This window comes from Sporosarcina trichiuri, assembly GCF_030406775.1.
Taxonomy (GTDB): domain Bacteria; phylum Bacillota; class Bacilli; order Bacillales_A; family Planococcaceae; genus Sporosarcina; species Sporosarcina trichiuri.
This window is the reverse complement of sequence record NZ_CP129119.1, coordinates 1,109,371-1,125,629: the sequence shown is the minus strand read 5'-3', so window position 1 is coordinate 1,125,629 and position 16,259 is coordinate 1,109,371. Positions and strand designations below refer to the sequence as shown.

General features: G+C 53.4%; 21 protein-coding genes. 18 read left to right on the top strand and 3 right to left on the bottom strand.

Features of this window, described 5'->3' with window-relative positions:
• The first annotated feature begins 4 nt into the window (after nucleotides 1-4).
• The 4 genes from udk (at nucleotide 5) to mtnN (ending at nucleotide 2,765) form a co-directional block, all read left to right on the top strand.
• On the top strand, nucleotides 5-643 hold the full coding sequence (gene udk / locus QWT68_RS06010; RefSeq protein WP_040286675.1) for a uridine kinase: 639 nt from the start codon (nucleotides 5-7) through the stop codon (nucleotides 641-643).
• Nucleotides 644-745: 102 nt separating this feature from the next.
• Nucleotides 746-1,219: a transcription elongation factor GreA gene (gene greA / locus QWT68_RS06005; protein WP_040286674.1), complete on the top strand. Its 474-nt coding sequence runs from the start codon at nucleotides 746-748 to the stop codon at nucleotides 1,217-1,219.
• 102 nt (nucleotides 1,220-1,321) lie between these two features.
• Nucleotides 1,322-2,041: a YrrS family protein gene (locus QWT68_RS06000; protein WP_290150177.1), complete on the top strand. Its 720-nt coding sequence runs from the start codon at nucleotides 1,322-1,324 to the stop codon at nucleotides 2,039-2,041.
• A 28-nt stretch (nucleotides 2,042-2,069) separates the two neighbouring features.
• Nucleotides 2,070-2,765 (top strand): 5'-methylthioadenosine/S-adenosylhomocysteine nucleosidase, encoded by a 696-nt coding sequence (mtnN, locus tag QWT68_RS05995; RefSeq protein WP_040286672.1) that lies wholly within the window; start codon nucleotides 2,070-2,072, stop codon nucleotides 2,763-2,765.
• Between the two features lie 211 nt (nucleotides 2,766-2,976).
• On the opposite strand, the gene sigK is transcribed toward mtnN, so the two are convergent.
• On the bottom strand, nucleotides 2,977-3,681 hold the full coding sequence (sigK, locus tag QWT68_RS05990) for an RNA polymerase sporulation sigma factor SigK (RefSeq protein WP_040286671.1): 705 nt from the start codon (nucleotides 3,679-3,681) through the stop codon (nucleotides 2,977-2,979).
• A gap of 176 nt (nucleotides 3,682-3,857) precedes the next feature.
• On the opposite strand from sigK, the gene QWT68_RS05985 reads away from it, so the two are divergent.
• From QWT68_RS05985 to QWT68_RS05935, 11 genes are all read left to right on the top strand, one after another.
• Nucleotides 3,858-4,376: a YqeG family HAD IIIA-type phosphatase gene (locus QWT68_RS05985; protein ID WP_040287257.1), complete on the top strand. Its 519-nt coding sequence runs from the start codon at nucleotides 3,858-3,860 to the stop codon at nucleotides 4,374-4,376.
• Nucleotides 4,373-5,476: a ribosome biogenesis GTPase YqeH gene (yqeH, locus tag QWT68_RS05980; protein ID WP_040286670.1), complete on the top strand. Its 1,104-nt coding sequence runs from the start codon at nucleotides 4,373-4,375 to the stop codon at nucleotides 5,474-5,476. The genes QWT68_RS05985 and yqeH overlap by 4 nt, the downstream gene beginning before the upstream one ends.
• Nucleotides 5,477-5,491: 15 nt before the next feature.
• On the top strand, nucleotides 5,492-6,334 hold the full coding sequence (gene aroE / locus QWT68_RS05975; protein WP_290150175.1) for a shikimate dehydrogenase: 843 nt from the start codon (nucleotides 5,492-5,494) through the stop codon (nucleotides 6,332-6,334).
• The gene (gene yhbY / locus QWT68_RS05970) at nucleotides 6,321-6,611 is read left to right on the top strand and encodes a ribosome assembly RNA-binding protein YhbY (protein WP_290150174.1); all 291 of its coding nucleotides are present in this window, start codon (nucleotides 6,321-6,323) and stop codon (nucleotides 6,609-6,611) included. Before aroE ends, yhbY begins: the two co-directional genes overlap by 14 nt.
• Nucleotides 6,608-7,204 (top strand): nicotinate-nucleotide adenylyltransferase, encoded by a 597-nt coding sequence (locus tag QWT68_RS05965; RefSeq protein WP_290150172.1) that lies wholly within the window; start codon nucleotides 6,608-6,610, stop codon nucleotides 7,202-7,204. Before yhbY ends, QWT68_RS05965 begins: the two co-directional genes overlap by 4 nt.
• The gene (gene yqeK, locus QWT68_RS05960; RefSeq protein ID WP_040286666.1) at nucleotides 7,182-7,736 is read left to right on the top strand and encodes a bis(5'-nucleosyl)-tetraphosphatase (symmetrical) YqeK; all 555 of its coding nucleotides are present in this window, start codon (nucleotides 7,182-7,184) and stop codon (nucleotides 7,734-7,736) included. The genes QWT68_RS05965 and yqeK overlap by 23 nt, the downstream gene beginning before the upstream one ends.
• Before the next feature lie 15 nt (nucleotides 7,737-7,751).
• Nucleotides 7,752-8,102, top strand: coding sequence for a ribosome silencing factor (gene rsfS / locus QWT68_RS05955; RefSeq protein ID WP_040286665.1), 351 nt, complete (start codon nucleotides 7,752-7,754; stop codon nucleotides 8,100-8,102).
• Nucleotides 8,099-8,833, top strand: a complete 735-nt coding sequence (locus QWT68_RS05950) for a class I SAM-dependent DNA methyltransferase (RefSeq protein WP_290150171.1) — start codon at nucleotides 8,099-8,101, stop codon at nucleotides 8,831-8,833. The genes rsfS and QWT68_RS05950 overlap by 4 nt, the downstream gene beginning before the upstream one ends.
• 73 nt (nucleotides 8,834-8,906) lie before the next feature.
• Nucleotides 8,907-9,578 (top strand): helix-hairpin-helix domain-containing protein, encoded by a 672-nt coding sequence (locus QWT68_RS05945; protein ID WP_290150170.1) that lies wholly within the window; start codon nucleotides 8,907-8,909, stop codon nucleotides 9,576-9,578.
• Nucleotides 9,579-9,608: 30 nt separating this feature from the next.
• Nucleotides 9,609-10,172 (top strand): ComE operon protein 2, encoded by a 564-nt coding sequence (locus QWT68_RS05940; protein WP_040286663.1) that lies wholly within the window; start codon nucleotides 9,609-9,611, stop codon nucleotides 10,170-10,172.
• A gap of 248 nt (nucleotides 10,173-10,420) precedes the next feature.
• Nucleotides 10,421-12,499: a DNA internalization-related competence protein ComEC/Rec2 gene (locus QWT68_RS05935; protein WP_290150169.1), complete on the top strand. Its 2,079-nt coding sequence runs from the start codon at nucleotides 10,421-10,423 to the stop codon at nucleotides 12,497-12,499.
• Nucleotides 12,500-12,532: 33 nt separating this feature from the next.
• On the opposite strand, the gene QWT68_RS05930 is transcribed toward QWT68_RS05935, so the two are convergent.
• Entirely contained in the window at nucleotides 12,533-12,667 is a 135-nt protein-coding gene (locus tag QWT68_RS05930; protein WP_025784809.1) for a YqzM family protein, read from the bottom strand.
• 154 nt (nucleotides 12,668-12,821) lie between these two features.
• On the opposite strand from QWT68_RS05930, the gene holA reads away from it, so the two are divergent.
• A complete protein-coding gene (gene holA / locus QWT68_RS05925; protein WP_290150168.1) occupies nucleotides 12,822-13,832 on the top strand; it encodes a DNA polymerase III subunit delta in 1,011 nt (336 codons plus the stop codon).
• 39 nt (nucleotides 13,833-13,871) lie between these two features.
• On the opposite strand, the gene rpsT is transcribed toward holA, so the two are convergent.
• Entirely contained in the window at nucleotides 13,872-14,123 is a 252-nt protein-coding gene (gene rpsT, locus QWT68_RS05920) for a 30S ribosomal protein S20 (RefSeq protein WP_040286661.1), read from the bottom strand.
• A 190-nt stretch (nucleotides 14,124-14,313) separates the two neighbouring features.
• Here rpsT and gpr point away from each other — a divergent pair, with 190 nt between their 5' ends.
• Both gpr and spoIIP read left to right on the top strand, forming a co-directional pair.
• Nucleotides 14,314-15,357: a GPR endopeptidase gene (gene gpr, locus QWT68_RS05915; RefSeq protein ID WP_040286660.1), complete on the top strand. Its 1,044-nt coding sequence runs from the start codon at nucleotides 14,314-14,316 to the stop codon at nucleotides 15,355-15,357.
• 45 nt (nucleotides 15,358-15,402) lie between these two features.
• Nucleotides 15,403-16,209, top strand: coding sequence for a stage II sporulation protein P (spoIIP, locus tag QWT68_RS05910; RefSeq protein ID WP_040286659.1), 807 nt, complete (start codon nucleotides 15,403-15,405; stop codon nucleotides 16,207-16,209).
• The last annotated feature ends 50 nt before the right edge of the window (nucleotides 16,210-16,259 follow it).

Below are 16,259 nucleotides of genomic sequence, written 5' to 3'. Positions count from 1 at the left end.
ACAGATGGGAACACAGAAACCGCTAGTCATCGGCATCGCAGGCGGCTCAGGGTCTGGGAAAACAAGTGTTACGAAAAAGATCCACAACGTCTTCAAGGAGCATTCCGTCGTCGTGATCGAACAGGATTTCTATTACAAGGACCAGTCGCACCTCCGATTTGAGGAGCGGCTTGCAACAAACTATGATCACCCGCTCGCATTCGATACGGATCTGCTGATAGAGGATATCGAAAAACTTCTCGTCCGGCAGCCGATCGAGAAACCGGTCTATGATTACGAGCTCCATACACGCGCAGCGGAGACGATCGCAATCGCCCCGAAAGATGTCATCATCTTGGAAGGTATCCTCATTTTGGAGGATCAGCGGCTCCGAAATCTCATGGACATCAAACTGTTCGTCGATACGGATGCGGATCTGAGGATCATCCGGCGGATCCTGCGGGACATCAACGAACGCGGACGGACAATCGAATCTGTCATCGATCAGTACATGAATGTCGTGCGGCCGATGCATAACCAGTTCATCGAACCGACGAAGCGTTATGCTGATATAATCATCCCGGAAGGCGGACATAACGAAGTCGCAATTGACCTCATGGTAACGAAAATAAAAACAATTCTTGATTCTGGCAATGATTTGTAATATGATGTTGTCAGATATTCATATAATAGACGCTATGTCGCATACCTTTTCCTAGGTGCGACATATTATTTTGATGATTTTGCAAATTGAGGAGTGAGATAAATGGTTTCTGAAAAAAAATATCCGATGACAGTTGCGGGGAAACAGAAATTACAAGAAGAACTTGAGCTGCTGAAGACGGTCAAGCGTAAGGAAGTCGTCGAACGCATCAAGATTGCAAGAAGCTACGGGGACCTCTCTGAGAACTCGGAGTATGATTCCGCGAAAGAGGACCAGGCGTTCATCGAAGGGAAGATCTCGTCTCTTGAGTCGATGATCCGGAATGCGGTCATCATCTCGGAGGACACGGTGACAGACGAAGTGCAGCTGGGCAGCACAGTGACCTTCAAGGAAATACCTGAAGGCGATACTGAAACGTATACGATCGTAGGATCTGCTGAGGCGGATCCGCTGGAAGGGCTCATCTCCAATGACTCACCGATCGCAAAAGGGCTTCTTGGCCATAAAAAGGGCGACCAAGTGAAAATCACGACACCGGGCGGCGAAATGCAAGTTGAAATAACAGAAGTGAAGTAATATAGAGATGCCGCCTTCTCACCAAGGCGGCTTTTTACGTGAAACATCGGATGCCGCCGGACGTCCAATCGGATAGGCGGACAGGAATGGAGTTGAAGACAGATGAGTGAGCAGAAGCCGGAATTCTCGAGAGTGCGCCGCAAGCGGCAGAACAGCAAAGCGAATAAAATGCTCAATTGGATGATTGCGATTGTTGTCCTGCTGATCGTTCTGGTCGGTGTCAAGATCATCACAGGCGGAAATGCACCTGATGACAATCAGGCCGCCGTCATAGATGATTCTCCTGAAGAGAACACCGTGCTGGACGATCAGGATGGGCTGGCTGAATCGGATTCAGGCGAGACTGATGACGGCGATGAGGAAACTGCGGACAATCAGGAAGAAGGGTCCGACACGGCAGAAGGCACAGTGAAGGATGAGTCCGAAGATGGTGAACAGGACGCAGAAAGCTCAAAGGACGAGAAACACGAAGGAACGGTTACATACAGCGCAAGTGAAGATGCGGTAGTCGATGAGACGATGACCAATACATCATGGGAGCCGATCGGCACATCACAGACCGGAAACCATGTATCCCGGTATGACGGCAGTTCTGCCGACTGGAAGGAAAAACAGAAGGCGCTTGCGTATGCAACCGGGGTCCCGGAAAGCGATCTGATCTTCTGGAAGATCAAAAACGGCGGCAGCCCGCAAAAGTCGATCGGCATCGTCTCGACAAAAGACAAGTCGAAGAAATACAGAGTCTATCTGGAGTGGGTGGACGGAGAAGGATGGAAGCCGACGCAGATGGACATCTTGAATACGTTGGATTTCAATTATTAAAGAGCCGGACAGGACGGAGGACATAACTATGAAGATAGGGATCATCGGCGCGATGGAGGAAGAGGTCGCGATATTGAAAGACCGGATGGGGCAGCCCGCAGAAACAGTGATTGCAGGCTGCAGATTTTATGAGGGAGATATTGCCGGCTGCAAAACAGTCCTGGTACAGAGCGGGATCGGAAAAGTGAATGCTGCAGTGGCGGCAACGCTTCTCATCCAGCTGTTCAAGCCGGATGCTGTGCTGAACACCGGTTCGGCAGGCGGTATCGGTGAGAACCTGGAAGTCGGCACAGTTGTGCTTTCGAGTGATGTCACGCACCATGATGCCGATGTGACAGCGTTCGGGTACGCACGGGGTCAAATACCGGGCGGACCGGTCACATACAAAGCCGACGAGCGGCTCCTGGCAATTGCAACAGAAGCTGTCGGAACGGTCGGCAAGCATCCGTCCGCAACAGGTCTGATCGCCTCAGGTGACGTATTCATGAGCGACCCGGCACGCGTGTTCAAAGTGAAGGAGCAGTTCCCTGAACTGATTGCAACAGAGATGGAAGCGGCCGCAGTGGCGCAAGTCTGCCATGAGTTCGGTGTCCCGTTCGTCGTCATCAGGGCGCTGTCCGATATCGCCGGCAGGGAATCATCCGTATCGTTCGATGAATTCCTGCCTGCAGCGGCACTGCATTCATCTGAAGTTGTGGAAGAAGTCCTCTCGAAACTTTCCTGATTTCGTGGTAGACTGGTATCAGAGAGAACACAATTATTCCTTAGCGCAAGGAGGAAACCTGAATGCTGTATCTGATGTTAGGAGTTTTTGTCGTCATGTCCGCGATTGCCGGCGTGATCATGTGGGAAGTCAAAGCCAACTGAGCCAATCAGTGAAGACGTCTCCAGCGAGGGTACGACCGCTGGAGACGTCTTTTTCTCATGCTGGCTGTTCAGTCGGCGGGCTGTTCCCGTTTGAACAGCTGATACAGCTTCACGATTGCCCGTTTTTCAATTCGCGAAACGTAACTTCTTGAAATGTTCAGCTGCTCTGCAATCTCTTTCTGTGTCATCGGTGTGTCATCACGGAGGCCGAATCGTTTCTCAATGATCTCCATTTCACGGGCATCCAATTTGTCCAGGTGGCGGTAGAGCCGCTCTTTCTGCTCGTTGAACTCTGCATGCTCGAAAGGCGTCTCCTCGTCAGTCTCCAGCAGATCGCCGATTTCAAGTGACTGCCCCTCGCTGTCGGTACCGATCGGCTCATGCAGGGAGATATCCTTCTGCGTTTTTTTCTGCGTCCGGAGGAACATCAGGATTTCGTTCTCGATACAGCGTGCAGCGTACGTGGCAAGCTTCGTCTTCCGGTCCGGTGTGTAACTGGAAATAGCTTTCATGAGACCGATCGTGCCGATTGAAATATAATCATCCAGCTGCTCATGCTTCGGATGGAATTTCTTGACGATATGTGCGACCAGCCGCATGTTATGCTCGATCAGTTCGTCACGGGCGTCCTCATCCCCCTCGGAGAGCCGCCGCAGGCAGTCCGCTTCCTGCTCTTTGGAAAGGGGACGTTTAAAAGCCTGGCCGCGGATGTATCCGAGCATCGCGGGGATCTCCAGCCAAAATTGGACAAACGCCATCACCAAGCCGCTCAAATGATCCACCTCCTGTGTCGTTGTCTGACATCCTATGCACCGGAAACTTGGCGTATCACCGGTCATTTTGACGGACGAGCAGTTTTCGGATCCAGCGGCTGGTGCCGGCCGGTCTTAGAAGGTTCATGCAAGATTATGATATAATGAGTGCGAAACTGCACAGTAACGGAGTGGATATGATGTACAACTATTTCCTGCCTGACGAATACATTAAAGACGTTTATCAGCTGTCGGCTGAGGCGCTTAAAGAAAAAGGTATCAAAGGGATCATCACGGATCTGGACAACACACTGGTTGCGTGGGACCGTGCTGACGCAACCCCTGAAATCGCTACGTGGATAAAGGACATGCAGGAAGCCGGTCTCCAGGTCACCATCCTGTCCAATAACAACGAACTCCGTGTTAAGTCATTTTGTGATCCGATCGGGACGCCGTTCATCTTTTCTGCAAGAAAACCGATGAAGAAGGCGTTCAGGAAGGCGATCAATCAGATGGGCCTGAAAAAGGAGGAAGTCGTCATGATCGGTGACCAGCTGATGACGGATGTCCTCGGCGGCAACCGGTTCGGACTCCATACGATCCTTGTCGTGCCTGTCGCAGGCTCGGATGCCAAGATGACAAAATTCAACCGGCAGATCGAAAGACGCATCATGAACAAGCTCAAGCAAAAAGGGCTCATATCTTGGGAGGAATGAATTTGGAACTTACGTGTATTGGCTGCGGTATTGCAATCCAGACCGAGCAGCCCGGCAAAGAAGGTTATGCACCGCCAGCATCCCTGGAGAAAGAAGAAGTCATCTGCCAGCGCTGTTTCCGGCTGCGGAATTATAACGAGCTGCAGCCTGTGTCATTATCAGGGGATGACTTCCTGGCAATTCTGAACGGTATCGGCGACAGGAGCGGTCTCGTCGTCCTGGTTGTCGACATCTTCGACTTTAATGGAAGCTGGATCCACGGCCTGCAGCGATTCGTCGGGAAGAAGGATATCCTGCTGATCGGCAACAAAGCCGATGTGCTGCCGAAGTCCGTCAAACGGACGAAGCTGATCAATTGGATGAAGGAAGCGGCCGCGAAACTCGGACTGAAGCCCGCCGATGTCCTGCTGGTGTCCGCGGCGAAAGGCCAGGGCGTTCCAGAGGCGCTGGAGCGCATCGAGGAACTGCGGCGCGGCAAAGATGTCTATGTCGTCGGCTGCACAAATGTCGGCAAGTCGACATTCATCAACCGGATCATCAAAAATGCAACAGGCACAGGCGAAGTGATCACCACTTCCCACTTCCCGGGGACTACACTCGATCTTGTGGAAATCCCGCTTGATGACGGAAAGGCGATCTATGACACACCAGGTATTATCAACGACCATCAGATGGCCCATTACCTGGACCCGAGCGAATTGAAGGCGATCACGCCGAAAAAGGAACTGAAGCCGACAGTGTTCCAGCTGAATGCCGAACAGACGCTGTTCATCGGAGGTCTTGCGAGGTTCGATTTCCTGCAGGGCGGACGCTCTTCCTTCAACATCTACGCGGCGAATGGCCTGAACGTTCACCGGACAAAACTCGAAAATGCTGATGAACTGTACGCATCGCATCTTGGAGAGCTTCTCTCTCCCCCGGGACCACAGTCGCTTGAACGCTTTCCCGAACTCGTACGGCATGAATTCTCCATCAAGAAACCGAAGACCGATCTGGTCATTTCGGGTCTCGGCTGGATCACAGTTCAGCATGCGGACGTCGTGGTGGCTGTTCACGCGCCTCGCGGTGTCGATGTTGTCGTGCGCAATTCGCTGATCTGACAAGGAGGGATCTTGATGAAGAAATGGTTCGCAGTTATCGGAGATCCTGTTGCGCAGTCGCTTTCGCCATTCATGCATGAGGAATGGTTCCGGGAAAACGGCATCGATGCCGCCTACATCCCGATTGCGGTTCCGCGCGGACAGATCGCTGAAGGGATCCGGAGCCTCCAGTTTCTCGGCTGCAGCGGCTGGAATGTAACCGTACCCCATAAAAGCAGCGTTCTGCCGACTCTCGGGCATATCGACAGCCTCGCAGAGCAGATGGGCGCCGTCAATACCGTCTCGGTCGGTCCGGCTGGTGTACTTACCGGCTTCAACACAGATGGTGAAGGATTTGTGCGGGCGCTTGAAGAAACATTCGGCAGCGATCGTAAAACCGATGAAATCCTGCTGATCGGCGCGGGCGGCGCCGCCCGGGGCATTGCGCTGGCGCTTGAACAAAATGGCTATGGACCGATCACCGTTGCGAACCGGACTGTTGAACGGGCGGCCGGCGTAAGCGGGTTGCTGAAACAGGCATCGCCAGTCTCCCTCGAAGACATCTCCGGGAAGCTCGGCCGCTTCGGCATCATCATCCAGACAACAACAGTCGGCATGTCGTTCGCGGAAGAGGGAACGCCCCTCGCTCTCGAAGGACTGCAGCCCGGCACAGCAGTCATCGATATAATCTACAATCCGCTGGAAACGGAGTTTCTCGCGGAGGCCGCAAAGCGCGGTGCTGTTACAGCGAATGGAATCGGTATGTTCGTCCATCAGGGCGCGCTCGCGTTCGAGAAATGGACGGGCATCAAACCGGATACAGCAGGCATGATCCGGCGACTAACTCAATTATTGGAGGAAGACCATGTTAACAAGTAAACAAAAAAGTTTTCTGCGCAGTCAAGCGCACCACTTACAGCCGATATTCCAGATTGGGAAAAGCGGCTTGACCGATCCAATCATCAAGCAGATCGAAGAGGCGCTGGAGGCGAGGGAACTCATCAAAGTATCCGTCCTCCAGAACTGCGAACAGGACAAAGATGAGGTTGCAGAAATCCTCAGTGAGCAGGAAGGAATCGACGTCGTCCAGGTGATCGGCAAGACAATCGTGCTCTATAAGGAATCGAAAGAGAAAAAGAAGATCGTTCTTCCATGAAGGACACCGTTAGGAAGAAAGTCGGAATTCTTGGCGGGACATTCAATCCGCCGCATATCGGCCATCTCATTATGGCGGACGGGATCTGCGATGCACTCTCCCTCGACGAAGTGCGGCTGATGCCGACTGCAATCCCTCCCCATAAAGTCATGACAGACACGGCGACGCCCGAACAGCGTCTCGCGATGTGCGAGCTTGCCGTGCAGGGGAATGCGAAGCTTGCCGTATGTGATGCAGAAGTGCGCGCAGGCGGCGTCTCCTATACAGTCGATACGATGGAGCGGCTAACAGCGGCTGAACCCGACGTGGATTTCTGCTTCATCATCGGCGGAGATATGATCGATTCCCTTCATACATGGCACGAAATTGACCGGTTGCTCGGACTTGTCCGGTTTGTCGGTGTCCGGCGTCCCGGTACCAGCAGCCAGACCCGCTATCCTGTCGACCTCGTCGAAACGCCGCTCGTCGAGGTCTCCTCGACAATGCTGCGCATGAAGTACAGAATCGGGAGGTCGACAGCCTATCTTGTCCCGCGGAAGGTCGATGAGTATATCCAGAAGGAGGGTCTATATGGAGCCCGCACAGCTGATTGAGGAATTGAAGAGCAGGTTGTCCATACAGCGTTTCCAGCACGTCCTCCGTGTTACGGAAACGGCAAAAGCGCTGGCCATGCTGAATGGAGTACCTGTGGAAAAAGCGGAGGCGGCAGCGCTCTTCCATGATATTGCAAAAAACATGGATGCAGAGTCGCTGCAGGACCTGCTCGTCTCGCACGGAGCCGGCGGGGAAGTGCTCGGTTATAATAAAGAACTGTGGCATGCCCCTGCTGGAGCGATCATTGCCGAAGAGCAGTTCGGCATCGCGGACAGTGACATCCTGAATGCCATCCGGTTCCACACGACAGGAAGACCTGACATGTCACCGCTCGAGATGGTCATCTACGTAGCGGATATGACAGAGCCTGCAAGGGATTTCCCAGGTGCGGACGGACTTCGCCTGAAGGCGGAAGGGCCGGTCCGTGACGCCATGAAGGAATGCATCATCCATTCCGTGGAGCACCTCATCAGCAAGCGTGTGCCCGTGCATCCCGACTCCATCAGGTGCTATAATTACTTTGTAAAATGAAAGGAAAGTGACAGAATGCCAACACTACTTGAAACAACTTTCAAAGCTGCGGATGATAAACGGGCTGAAGATATTGTCGTATTGAATATGGAAGGTGTCTCCCTTGTGGCTGATTTCTTCGTCATCTGCCACGCGAATTCCGAGCGCCAAGTACAGGCGATCGCCCGCGAGATTGCGGACAAAGCATCCGAAGGCGGTCATGATGTTAAACGGATCGAGGGCATGGATGCCGGCAGATGGGTTCTCGTCGACCTGGGTGACGTTATTGCGCATGTCTTCCATAAGGATGAGCGCGGATTCTATAACCTTGAAAAACTATGGGGAGATGCCCCGTCGATCGAAGTGGCAGAAGACTCTGCCCGATGATGTATGCACGATTTGCATCCGTCTACGATGAACTGATGTCAGACATCCCTTATGGAGCGTACATCAGTCTTCTGGAAACGGCAGTGGGCCCTATTGGTAACAAGAAAATCCTGGATGTCGCTTGCGGCACTGGGATTCTCTCCGTCCTGCTGGCAGAACGCGGAGCGGATGTAACCGGGATCGACCTGTCCGAAGAAATGCTCGATATTGCCAGGAGACGGTTGGAAGACAGGCGGCTTTCAGCAGTCTTCCTCCATCAGGCGATGCAGGATCTGGATGCCGGTACGGGTTTCGACGCGGCGATCATTCCGATCGATTCACTGAACTACCTGGAAAGCGAGCACGATGTCAGCAGGACGTTCCAGGGGATCCACAAAGCCTTGAAACCCGGCGGGACCCTGCTGTTCGATGTCCACTCGACCTTCAAGACGGACATCCTGTTCCCGGAGGGCCCCTTCACGTATGACAGTCCCGGGATTTCATACATATGGGAAACCGAGCCCGGCGCGGAAATGCACTCCGTCCATTCGGAACTTGCATTTTTCGTCAAGGGAGATGACGGACGATACGATCGTTTCGACGAAGTCCATTATCAGAGGACATTTCCAATCATGACGTACGCGGAGCTGCTTGAAAAAGCAGGCTTCTCAATCGAACGCATCTTTGCGGATTGGGAAGAGGAAGCGCCGGAAGAGGAAAGTGAAAGAGTCTTTTTCCAAGTGAGAAAATAGCGGTTCCTCTTCATAGGGAAATGAGGTATAGTGGAGGGGGCTCGTCAAGGCGAGCCAAGCTATACAGAAAGGGATGACGCCTCTGTTTTCTGAATTGCTTTTCGGAAAATGGCGGAAAGTCACCACTCCTCTCGCGATAGCAGCGGTGATTTCGGCAATCCTGTTCTTTCCCCGAGGACAGGCGGATACCGGGCTGCTCCCTCAAAATGATAATTTCAACACACCCCAGGCTGCCCTGCCTGAAGACGGCAGACCGGAAGATCCCGCCGAAACAGCGGAGGATGCAGAACCCCTTGTCCCTCCGCCTGTGATGGTGGATGTCAAGGGTGCTGTCCTGCACCCGAATGTCTATACCTTCGAAGAAGGCCAGCGGGTCATCGATGCCATCACAGCAGCAGGCGGCTATGCAGAGTCTGCGGACAGCCGGCTGCTCAATCATGCACAGCTGCTGGCCGACCAGATGGTGATCTATGTTCCGGCAGAAGGTGAAGAGATGCCGGTGTTTGAATCTGCAGGCATATCGGAAACGGTCCAGGGCAGCGGGTCTTCTGCACTCATCAACATCAACACGGCGGACGAAACCGAGCTGATGACGCTGAACGGCATCGGTCCTGCCAAAGCGTCCGCCATCATCGCCTACAGGACCGACAACGGAACTTTCCAGACTGCGGAAGACCTGATGAAAGTTTCAGGAATCGGGCAGAAGACGTTCGATGCACTGGCGGATGCCATCACGGTGAAGTAGACCATTCCAATAGAGAAGGGAGATGGAAGCATGGACCGAATCACCTGGGAACAGTTTTTCATGGCGCAGTGCAGTCTGCTTGCCGTCCGGAGCACCTGCACGAGACTCGCAGTCGGCGCAGTCATCGTACGTGACAACCGGATCATCGCAGGCGGTTATAACGGATCTGTGTCCGGCGGAGATCATTGCATCGACCAAGGCTGCTACGTTGTCGATAATCATTGCATCCGAACAATCCATGCAGAGATGAATGCCCTACTGCAATGCGGGAAGTTCGGGATCCCGGCGGCGGGCTCCACGCTGTATGTGACACATTTCCCGTGTCTGCAATGCTCCAAAGCCATCATCCAGGCCGGTATTTCAAAAGTGTTCTTTGGCCAGGATTACCGGAACAATGAGTATGCGATCGAACTGTTCCGCCACGCAGGGATCGATGTGCATCGGATACCATTCGACGCAGGAAGTCTGGATTTTGAAAGAGCACCGAAACAGGAGCTGTTCGAAGAAATGCTCATGACAATGGAGCAGGCGGGCATCCCGGAAAACGACCTGAGACGTTTCACTGAGAAAGCCCAATCGTTATTTGGCGGCTGATCCGTCCTTCCCGTTATATCTATTACACGATTTCAGCTGCCGTATCAGTGTTTGCTGCGTACGGCTCAGCTGAACTGCTGTGGCTGCAGCTTCCCCTCATCCCCCTTCTCATGAAACACAGAAAAGATTTTCCAGCGGTCCTGCTGTTCGGGTTTTTTGTGTTTCTATCCTTCACTTTTTTCCACAACCATTCATCAGTAAGCAATGCTTCCAGCAATTCCGGCGCGGCGGAAACCGGAAGGGAGATCATGCGCTTCAAAGAACAAGTGAAAATCGACGGCGCAAGACTGAAAGGTTTCGCTGAAACAACGGATGGCATCGTCTATTATGTGCTGTATACGATTTCGGATGAACAGGAAAAACAGATACTCCAAAACTATGTCTTGGCCGGAAGGGCCATCACGGTGACCGGTTCAGCGGAACCGCCTGAGGCTCCGGCACATCAGTATGCTTTCGACATGGCATCCTATTTGCGCATGAATGGCGCCGCCCTGCTGTACAAGGCGGACAGCCTTAAGATCGCAGGGCAACGGGATACACGCCGACTGGCACGGCTGCATGCGCAGCGGCAGAAACTGAAACAGCATATCCGGAAGGTTTTTCCTGAATCGCTCAGGACGGAGGCGGAGGCTCTCCTGATCGGCGACCGGAGCAGCATGGACGAGGAAGTATCGGCACAATACCGGACGCTCGGCATCACCCACCTGTTTGCGATATCCGGTCTCCATGTCGGACTCCTTACAATCCTTTTCCGGACAGCGGCGAAGCGCCTGCATATCCGGATTGAAACAGTCGACTCGCTGCTGCTCGTCCTGCTGCCCTGCTATGCACTTTTAGCTGGAGGTGCGCCGTCCGTGTGGCGTGCCGTGACGGTGACGATGCTGATCCTGCTGACGCTGACAGGGAAGATCCGCCTGCCGATGGATGATGCATTGGCGCTCAGCGCGCTCGGTTTCCTCATCCTGAAACCGTATATCCTCTTCCAGCCGGGTTTCCAGCTGTCCTATGGGGCAGCCTTTTCACTGATCTATTCCGCCCGGTTCCTCCAAAGCCGCACATCCGCCCTCGGTTTATCCGCAAGTGTCACAGCGATCACGCAGACGGCTCTTGCCCCGATCCTGCTGTACCATTTCTATGAGCTGTCGCTGTCATCATTCGTGGTCAACTTGGTGTATGTACCGCTTTACTCTGTCATCATCCTGCCCGCGAATATCATCCTGCTTGCCGTTTCACTTGTATCCGGTACAGCAGCGCTCCCTCTGTTTGCGCTCTATGAACCGCTCAGGTCCCTGCTCACCGTCTGCACTGCCTGGCTTGCAGATCTGCCATACCAGATGTGGACGGCCGGACAGCCGTCAGGCGGGTGGATCGGCCTGATGGTGCTGGCTGTCATGCTGGGGTTCGTCAATATTGAAAGGACCGGACGCATATCCAGCGGGATAGTGATCCTGGCTGCACCCATGCTGCTGTTCCATCTGAAACCATACCTCGATCCTGCACTGCATGTCACGTACCTGGATGTCGGGCAGGGGGACAGCATCGTCATCGAGCTGCCGCACCGCAAAGCGGTGTATGTCATCGATACGGGAGGGAATGTTCCGTACAGTGACCCCGATTGGCGGACTCCCGAGAAGCCGTTCCAGATCGGCAGCCAGCTTGTCGTCCCGTTCCTGAAAGGCAGAGGGATCAGCCGGATCGATACGCTGGTCATCACACATGCGCATCTGGATCATATGGAGGCGGCGGATGAAGTGCTCCGGGACATAAGGACAGCGGCAGTCCATGCGCCCGCCGGCAGTCTGCAGGAAGAGCAGATGATCCCGGTTGCTGCTGAAGCGGAACGCCGCCGGACGGAGCTGCTCAGCAGGCAGTCCGGAGATGCCTGGCACGCCGGAGACATCCGGTTCACCTACTTGTCGCCGTTCGATGATCAGTACACGCATAATGACAGTTCCCTTGTATTGCTGATGGAAACGGGAACGCATAGATTCTTGTTCACCGGAGACCTGGAGACTGATGGGGAACATAGGATCATCCGCAGCTATGGCCATATGGACTGGAGGGGGGTCGTCCTGAAGGCGGGGCACCACGGGAGTGATACATCGACAACCGCGGAGTTCCTGGAATTCCTCCAGCCGCGGCTCGCAGTCATTTCAGCCGGCCGGAACAACCGGTACGGCCATCCGCATCCGAATGTGACCGCACGGCTGGACGAGCAGCAGATTCCATACTTCGTGACGGCCGACCATGGGACTGTCGGCATATCGGTCCGGGACGGGCAGCTCGATATCCGATTGACCAGAAAAAAAAAGGAAGACCCCGGCTGACGGGGTCTTCCTTTTCATACTGCTATTGTCTGATCAGCGCGCAGCGACTTCGACAATCGTAGCAATTACCCAAATTAAAGAGAAACCTACGAAAGATACGATGAAGCCGACACCTGAGTCAAGAAGATCATTACGTTTGGACTGAACGTCCTTTTCGAATTCGTTCATTGCTACACCTCCTGATTCAACTTCAAGTATAGAGCAACCGTCCGCAAAAATCCACAGGAAAACGGATATATGACAATCGTGTTCCGATTTGTCACAATTTCTTCATCAGCAGCGGAGTTGAGGTATAATGGATGACAGAGTGAGGTGAGGTTCCATGGTAACAGCGGCATGGAAAGAAATCGAGAAGAATGCCGGACAGGCAGTCTATCTGCTGACGGGCAGCGAGCACTATCTGCTGCAGCAGACGGTGGACAAAATCATCAGCGGACTGGAAGGGATCACGGAGGAGGATGTCACCTATATCGATTTGGAAGAGCAGTCTGCCGGCCTCGTCATCGAGGAGGCGGATACGCTGCCATTTTTCGGCGACCGTAAAGTGATCGTCGCGAAAAATGCGTCATTCCTGAAGGCCAAAGACAAAGGGAAAGAGAAGATCGATCATCCGCTGGACAGGCTGGCGTTATGGCTGGAACATCCGTCGCCTACAGCGACCGTCATCTTCACTGCGCCTTACGAAAAGCTGGATTCCCGCAAAAAGATCACGAAGCTCATGCAGAAACACGCGGTGGTCGTGGAAGCGAATAAGTTATCGGGAAGTGATCTGACAGTGTGGGTGCAGCATCAGGCCGGTTCGCTGCATCGCAGCATCGACCGGCAGACGGCTGATTATCTGATCGGAACGGCAGGGGAAAATATGATGCAGCTGTCGAAGGAACTTGAAAAAATCGCTTCCTATCTGGATGAAGGAAAAGAAATCACGGAAGAGGTCATCGATCTTCTTGTTCCCCGGTCGCCGGAAACGGAAATTTTCCGTCTGACGGATGCTTACATTTCAGGCAGCCGTCCGAAGACGTTGGCGGTCTACCATGATCTGCTGCGGAATGGGGAAGAACCGATCGCGATGACGTCGCTGATCGCGGGACAGGTACGTCTCATGCTCCACGTCGGCACGCTCAAGAAAAAAGGGTATCATCAGCAGCAGATTGCAAGTATGCTCAATGTGCACCCCTACAGGGTCAAGCTGGTCATGACGAGCCGTTCGATGCCGCCGGAACACCGGCTGCTCCAAGTGCTCGACCGTCTGGCGGCTGTCGACCTGAAACTGAAAACGACGTCCGTCAGCCGCGAACGCGTATTGGAACTGTTCTTCATGGAACCGTTATAACGAAAAAAGCTGCCCGTCATTGACGGACAGCTTTTACCATTACAAAGCTTTTTTTGTAAGGCGTGCTTTTTGACGAGCAGCTGTGTTTTTATGGATAAGGCCTTTACCGGCAGCAGTGTCCAATTGTTTGATCGCAGCGCGCTTAAGTTCCTCAGCGTTGTCAGCGTTGCTGCTGATCGCAGCATCTGCTCTCCGAACTGCAGAGCGCATTGCAGCTTTTGTGCTTGAGTTCTGCTCATTCGCAGCGTTGCTTTGCTTTACGCGTTTGATGGCACCTTTAATGTTTGGCATTTCATTCACCTCCAAAAATCAGGTAAGAAGAGTGTTTCCATTATTTCTCGGATATCTCTTTATAACAAAAGTAATCTTATCAAATTGACGCCGTTTATGCAACAAGAAAAGTATAGGGCATATGTTTGAACAAAATGAGAGAGCATAAAAAACCTGTCCCGCGTCCAGAATGGACAATGAGGTGATGAATATGGAGAGCCATGACTTTTACCGTACGGATCTGGTTGTCGAAAGCGAAGAGATGGTGAGACATAGAACTGAAGATGAAAAAGAGACGCTGGATAACTCACGGGGCGTCGAGTTCCGAGAAGACAAAAAAGGCAGGATGCTTGTGACAACAGTGCGGATCGACAAGAAGGGCGAAGAGCGGATCGGGAAAAAGGAAGGGACCTATATCACCCTGACAGATCCGCTGCTGCATGCCGATGACAAGAGCGGACTGGCGAAGCTCACGAAAGAGATGGTGCGCCAGCTGAAGAGTCTGACAGAGCCGCTTGCATTGAAAGACGACAGCAAGCTGCTGTTCGTCGGTCTCGGAAATCGGGATGTGACACCTGACGCAGTCGGACCGCTGACGATGGAGCGCCTGCAGCCGATTGTACCGGATTACTACCAGGAAACCGGCGCGGAAATCTACCTGTACGCACCGGGTGTCACGATACAGACTGGGCTGGAGACAGCGGATTTCATCAAAGGGATTGCAGACGTTATCCGCCCGGATCTGCTGGTGGTTATCGATGCACTTGCCGCCCGTGACAGCGGCCGGCTTTGCCGGACCATCCAGATCACTGATACAGGCATCCATCCGGGTTCGGGTGTCGGCAACAGCCGGAAGGAAGTGTCGCAGGAAACGCTCGGTGTGCCTGTAATTGCAATCGGTATCCCGACAGTCGTCGATGGGCCTGTACTCATCGCGGATGCGATCGATACATTATTCGGCTACATGGCAGCTAAAATAGAGGAAGAGAGCAAACCGTCCGCCAAGCTGTCCGTAGCTCCCTGGCTGCACAATGAGAATAAGGGTGCCGACCGGAAGACCCTGATTCCGATATTCGGTGACTGGGCATCATGGCCGCACGAGGAACGCGTCCAGCTGTTCGAAGAGGTTCTGTCGAATCACCAGCTGAAGACGTTTATCTCCCCGAAGGAGATCGACGGATGGGTGCAGCTGTATGCATCTGCACTCAGTTCGGCACTTGCTTCCTGGATCCATTCGTTCAAGAAAAGTTCTTGAATCGCCGTCTCCGGCATATAGTAGCCGGAGACGGGGGGATGACTCTTGAAAAAAACACTGTATATCTGGACTTTTGCCGTATTAGCACTTTTTCTGTTCCCGATCCTGCTCCAGCTGATTCCCGCCAAACAGCCGGGCAGCGCGCCTGCCGCATTGAAACAGAAAGCGTACATCGTCTATGCATCGAATGTACTTGAACCGCCGAAAGCTGCAGACCGGAAAAAGATCCTCCTCCACTTCACCCATTCGGAGGAAGCGTATGAACCGATCACCAAGGCTGCAGATGGGAAAGTGGCCGTTTCCCATAAAACAGAAAACATCACCAAGTTCGGTGAAACGCTCCGTCTTCAGCTGGATGCCATGGGTGCGGAAGCGGATATCCTGCCTGTCGACATCCAAAAAGAGATGGTCAAACAGAAAATCCCTTATCACCGATCATACAAAGCAATACGTCCGTATCTGGAAAAAGCACTGGCAGGCAAAGAATATGATTTTGTGTTCGACATCCATAGGGATTCTGTGCCCGCAGGGAAGACAACCGTGGAATACGAGGAGAACCGCTATGCAAAGATTGCAATGGTCGTCGGTCAGGAACATCCCCAGTATAAGAAGAATTACCGGGCAGCAAAGGATCTGGCCGCTCAGATGGAAGCGATCGTCCCCGGAATCACGCGCAACATCCTGCTGAAAGGCGGACCGGGGGTCGATGGGAAATACAATCAGGATCTTCATCCTGGCTTCATCCTGATCGAGCTGGGCGGCATCGGCAATACGGAAGACGAACTCAACAGGACGATCGCCGTGATCGCCGAGGCGGCAAACCTTCTGCAAACGGAGGAACAGGCAGATTGATAAGTAGTCCTGCGTGTGCAGGTAACGAACAAGACGGCTGGATATGCGGC

Coding starts and splice junctions, on each gene's coding strand:
- QWT68_RS05940 (WP_040286663.1), top strand. CDS start 9,609: ATGGACCGAATCACCTGGGAACAGTTTTTCATGGCGCAGTGCAGTCTG.
- yqeK (WP_040286666.1), top strand. CDS start 7,182: ATGGAGCCCGCACAGCTGATTGAGGAATTGAAGAGCAGGTTGTCCATA.
- greA (WP_040286674.1), top strand. CDS start 746: ATGGTTTCTGAAAAAAAATATCCGATGACAGTTGCGGGGAAACAGAAA.
- QWT68_RS05965 (WP_290150172.1), top strand. CDS start 6,608: ATGAAGGACACCGTTAGGAAGAAAGTCGGAATTCTTGGCGGGACATTC.
- rpsT (WP_040286661.1), bottom strand. CDS start 14,123: ATGCCAAACATTAAAGGTGCCATCAAACGCGTAAAGCAAAGCAACGCT.
- QWT68_RS05935 (WP_290150169.1), top strand. CDS start 10,421: ATGCGCTTCAAAGAACAAGTGAAAATCGACGGCGCAAGACTGAAAGGT.
- udk (WP_040286675.1), top strand. CDS start 5: ATGGGAACACAGAAACCGCTAGTCATCGGCATCGCAGGCGGCTCAGGG.
- QWT68_RS05985 (WP_040287257.1), top strand. CDS start 3,858: ATGATGTACAACTATTTCCTGCCTGACGAATACATTAAAGACGTTTAT.
- QWT68_RS05950 (WP_290150171.1), top strand. CDS start 8,099: ATGATGTATGCACGATTTGCATCCGTCTACGATGAACTGATGTCAGAC.
- QWT68_RS05930 (WP_025784809.1), bottom strand. CDS start 12,667: ATGAACGAATTCGAAAAGGACGTTCAGTCCAAACGTAATGATCTTCTT.
- mtnN (WP_040286672.1), top strand. CDS start 2,070: ATGAAGATAGGGATCATCGGCGCGATGGAGGAAGAGGTCGCGATATTG.
- QWT68_RS06000 (WP_290150177.1), top strand. CDS start 1,322: ATGAGTGAGCAGAAGCCGGAATTCTCGAGAGTGCGCCGCAAGCGGCAG.
- gpr (WP_040286660.1), top strand. CDS start 14,314: ATGGAGAGCCATGACTTTTACCGTACGGATCTGGTTGTCGAAAGCGAA.
- QWT68_RS05945 (WP_290150170.1), top strand. CDS start 8,907: ATGACGCCTCTGTTTTCTGAATTGCTTTTCGGAAAATGGCGGAAAGTC.
- yhbY (WP_290150174.1), top strand. CDS start 6,321: ATGTTAACAAGTAAACAAAAAAGTTTTCTGCGCAGTCAAGCGCACCAC.
- rsfS (WP_040286665.1), top strand. CDS start 7,752: ATGCCAACACTACTTGAAACAACTTTCAAAGCTGCGGATGATAAACGG.
- aroE (WP_290150175.1), top strand. CDS start 5,492: ATGAAGAAATGGTTCGCAGTTATCGGAGATCCTGTTGCGCAGTCGCTT.
- holA (WP_290150168.1), top strand. CDS start 12,822: ATGGTAACAGCGGCATGGAAAGAAATCGAGAAGAATGCCGGACAGGCA.
- yqeH (WP_040286670.1), top strand. CDS start 4,373: ATGAATTTGGAACTTACGTGTATTGGCTGCGGTATTGCAATCCAGACC.